We start from the raw sequence: 4269 nt of genomic DNA, 5'->3' as shown, positions 1-4269 counted from the left end.
GGCGGGCGGGCTTGTCGGTGGGTGGCCATAGACTCGATGTGCCATGAGTAGCCTCTTTGACGACCTTCCGCTCCCCGGTTTCGAGGCACCCGCCGCCGGGTCGAAGCAGCCCGACGCGCCCGTCGACGCCATCGGTGAGGAGCCCCCGCCGTACGAGGAGGAGGCCCCGTACGACGCGTACGAGGAGGCCATCCCGGACGGCCTGTTCCAGACCGACCACGCCGCCGAGGCGGAGCGGGACGCCTGGTACCGCAACGGCGCGGCGCGGACGGTGGTGGACCCGGCGCAGCTGCTGGAGGGGATGAACGACCCGCAGCGCGAGGCGGTGCTGCACGCGGGCTCGCCGCTGCTGATCGTGGCCGGCGCCGGCTCGGGCAAGACCCGGGTGCTGACCCACCGGATCGCCCACCTGCTGGGCGCCCGCGGGGTGCAGCCGGGGGAGATCCTGGCGATCACCTTCACCAACAAGGCGGCCGGCGAGATGCGCGAGCGCGTCGAGGCGCTGGTCGGCCCGCGCGCCCGGGCGATGTGGGTCTCCACCTTCCACAGCGCCTGCGTGCGCATCCTGCGCCGCGAGTCCAAGCAGCTGGGCTTCACCTCCAGCTTCTCGATCTACGACTCGGCCGACTCGCAGCGGCTGATGTCGCTGGTCTGCCGCGACCTCGACCTGGACCCGAAGCAGTTCCCGCCGAAGTCGTTCACGGCGAAGGTCAGCAACCTCAAGAACGAGCTGATCGACGAGGAGACCTTCGCCGACCAGGCCGCCAACCCGATGGAGAAGAAGCTCGCCGAGGCGTACGCGCTCTACCAGCGGCGGCTGCGCGAGGCCAACGCGCTGGACTTCGACGACATCATCATGACGACGGTGAACCTGCTGCAGGCCTTCCCCGACGTCGCCGAGCACTACCGGCGCCGGTTCCGGCACATCCTGGTCGACGAGTACCAGGACACCAACCACGCCCAGTACATGCTGGTCCGGGAGCTCAGCGGCGGATCCGTCGCCGCCGCGCCCAGGCGCACCGTGGACGGCGAGCCGGTGAACCCGGCGGCCGGGCGGCTGGCCGAGGTGCCGCCGGCCGAGCTGTGCGTGGTCGGTGACGCGGACCAGTCGATCTACGCCTTCCGCGGCGCGACCATCCGCAACATCCTCCAGTTCGAGGAGGACTACCCGAACGCGACCACGATCCTGCTGGAGCAGAACTACCGCTCCACCCAGACCATCCTGAGCGCCGCCAACGCCGTCATCGAGCGCAACGCCAACCGCCGCGAGAAGAAGCTCTGGACGGCCGGGGACCACGGCGAGAAGGTCGTCGGCTACGTCGCGGACGACGAGCACGGCGAGGCCCAGTTCATCGCCGACGAGATCGACCGGCTCACCGACAAGGGCGAGGCCAAGCCCGGCGACGTCGCGATCTTCTACCGGACCAACGCCCAGTCCCGCGTGTTCGAGGAGGTGTTCATCCGGGTCGGCCTGCCGTACAAGGTGGTCGGCGGGGTGCGCTTCTACGAGCGCAAGGAGGTCCGGGACGTCCTGGCGTACCTGCGGGTGCTCTCCAACCCGGAGGACACCGTGCCGCTGCGCCGGATCCTCAACGTGCCCAAGCGCGGCATCGGCGAGCGGGCCGAGGCGATGATCGACGCGCTGGCCTCGCGGGAGCGGATCTCCTTCGCCCAGGCGCTGGTGCGGGTCGACGAGGCGTACGGGATGGCCGCGCGCTCGGCCAACGCCGTCAGGAAGTTCAACACCCTGATGGCCGGACTGCGCCAGGTGGTCGAGTCGGGCGCGGGCCCGGCGGCGGTGCTGGAGGCCGTCCTGGAGGAGACCGGCTACCTGGCCGAGCTCCAGGCCTCCACCGACCCGCAGGACGAGACCCGGGTGGAGAACCTCCAGGAGCTCGCCTCCGTCGCCCTGGAGTACGAGCAGGACCCGGGCGAGCGGCCGGACGCCGGCGAGGAGGGCACGCCGCCGGTCGGCTCGCTGGCCGACTTCCTGGAGCGGGTCGCGCTGGTCGCCGACTCGGACCAGATCCCGGACGACGACGAGGACGGGCAGGGCGTCATCACGATGATGACCCTGCACACGGCCAAGGGCCTGGAGTTCCCCGTCGTCTTCCTGACCGGCATGGAGGACGGGATCTTCCCGCACATGCGGGCGCTCAACCAGGTCAAGGAGCTGGAGGAGGAGCGCCGGCTCGCGTACGTCGGGCTCACCCGGGCCCGCGAGCGGCTGTACCTGACCCGCTCGGTGCTGCGCAGCGCCTGGGGGCAGCCGGCCTACAACCCGGCCTCGCGGTTCCTGGAGGAGATCCCGGAGACGCTGGTGGAGTGGAAGCGCACCGGGGCGGCCCAGGCGCCGGTCCAGCGCGGCTACTCCTCGGGCTCGTCCTGGGGCAAGTCCTCGTCCGGGGGCGGGAGTTCGCGTTCCTCCTCGTCGGCCGCGGCGGCCAAGCCGAAGGCCGGCTGGGGGCAGTCGGCGCGGCGCGGTGGCCAGCTGGTGGAGCGCGAGGCGGTCTCGCTCGCGGTCGGCGACCGGGTCACCCACGACAGCTTCGGGCTGGGCACGGTGGTGGCCGTCACGGGCGTCGGCGACCGGGCGCAGGCCACCGTCGACTTCGGCACCGACGGGCGCAAGCAGCTGCTGCTGCGCTACGCGCCGGTCGAGAAGCTCTGAGCGGGGCTCTGCCCCGCGGAGGGGCCCCGACCCGCTAGCGCGGGTCCAGCCCGTTCGAGAGGAGCCAGGGCAGCGGGTCGATCGGCCCGTTGCCCTGCGGCCGGATCTCGAAGTGCAGGTGCGGGCCGGTGCTGTTGCCGCTGCTGCCGACGAAGGCGATCACGTCGCCCTGCTTCACCGGGCCCTTGCGCACCTTGTACGCCCGCAGGTGGCAGTACCAGGCCTCGGTGCCGTCGGGCATCTTGAGGATCGTCATGTAGCCGTAGAACGGGTTCCACTGGGTGCGGATCGTGCCGTCGGTCACGGCGTAGACCTCGGAGCCGCCGTCCACCGGGAAGTCGATGCCGGTGTGCCGGTTGGCCCAGTGGGTGCCGGCCTCGCCGAACAGTTCGCCGAGTCCGTGCCGGGCGACCGGCATGACCACCGCGGGCTTGACCGGCTCGGGGGCCGGCTCGGCGGTGGGCTGCGCGATGGGCTGCGCGGTGGGGGCCTCGGTGGGCTGGGTGCCGGCCAGCGGCTGGCGGGCGTCGCCGCGCGAGGCCTGGGCCGGTGCGCCGGCCGCGACCGCCTGGGTCGCCGCCTGCGCGGCCGCGGTGTCCGGCGCCGTGGCCTGCGGCGTCCGTCCGGCGGCCTGGGCGCGCTGCTGGTCGGCCTCCCCCTGCACGGTCACCGCCGCGGCGGCGGCCACCCCGAGCGCGGCCACCGACGGCAGCGCGACCCGGAACAGGGCCGTCCGGGTGGCCGCCTTGGCGGCGCCGCGGCGCTGGGCGCGGGACTGCTCGCGGGCGGCGAGGCGCAGCTCCGCGCGGGTCGGACGGGCGGCTGCATCGGGAGCCATCGGGGGCTGCCTCCTCGGTGGGCCTCGGGCGTCGTCGGACGAGGGGAAAACAGCCGTGACTGTAGTCCCAAGGGCGACGCCCCGGAAAAACCTCCGGATGTCAAGGGGTCGGCCGGGGGGTCTGTGCGGAGGTTGCGGGAAGGACGGGTATACCCGCTGGTAGCAAGGCCCGGAGCTGTGACTTTGCCCTCCTCTTCGGAGGCGGCGCGGTCAACCGTGCCGGGTGGCGCTAACCTCCCCTCAGGTTGGTTATTGACCGTTAACCGCGCCGGCGGCCCACGAGGCCCGGTCGGATGGTGGACGACGAGGTCCAGGAGGCAGTCATGAGTGTGTCGGGGCCGATCCGTGTGGTGGTCGCCAAGCCCGGGCTCGACGGTCACGACCGTGGTGCCAAGGTCATCGCGCGAGCCCTGCGCGACGCCGGTATGGAGGTCATCTACACCGGACTGCACCAGACGCCCGAGCAGGTCGTCGACACCGCGATCCAGGAGGACGCGGACGGCATCGGGCTGTCGATCCTCTCCGGTGCCCACATGACGCTGTGCGCGCGGGTGCTGGAACTGCTGAAGGAGCGCGACGCCGAGGACATCAAGGTCTTCTGCGGGGGGATCATCCCGGACGAGGACATCGCCGAGCTCAAGGCGCTGGGCGTCGCGGACATCTTCACCCCGGGCACGCCGACCCGGGACGTGGTCGCCTGGGTCGAGTCGAACCTGCGGGCCGGCTGAGCCACGGCGCGTCGAGCGGGCCGGCCCTCCCG

Annotated in this window: 3 protein-coding genes; 2 read left to right on the top strand and 1 reads right to left on the bottom strand. The window is 72.3% G+C overall.

The annotated features are described in order from the left end of the window. Positions 1–43 precede the first annotated feature (43 nt). Positions 44–2671, top strand: a complete 2628-nt coding sequence (gene pcrA, locus ACFU6K_RS32655; protein WP_380669216.1) for a DNA helicase PcrA — start codon at positions 44–46, stop codon at positions 2669–2671. 34 nt (positions 2672–2705) lie between these two features. Here the strand turns inward: pcrA and ACFU6K_RS32650 are convergent, their stop codons facing one another. After that, complete coding sequence (locus tag ACFU6K_RS32650; RefSeq protein WP_380669214.1) at positions 2706–3509, bottom strand: M23 family metallopeptidase; 804 nt, start codon at positions 3507–3509, stop codon at positions 2706–2708. 323 nt (positions 3510–3832) lie between these two features. Here ACFU6K_RS32650 and ACFU6K_RS32645 point away from each other — a divergent pair, with 323 nt between their 5' ends. Then, positions 3833–4237: a cobalamin B12-binding domain-containing protein gene (locus ACFU6K_RS32645; RefSeq protein ID WP_049660544.1), complete on the top strand. Its 405-nt coding sequence runs from the start codon at positions 3833–3835 to the stop codon at positions 4235–4237. Positions 4238–4269: the final 32 nt, after the last annotated feature.

The organism is Kitasatospora sp. NPDC057512, from assembly GCF_042802135.1.
GTDB lineage: Bacteria > Actinomycetota > Actinomycetes > Streptomycetales > Streptomycetaceae > Kitasatospora.
Note: the sequence above shows the minus strand (reverse complement) of the source record. Positions and strands in the feature narration are given on the sequence as shown.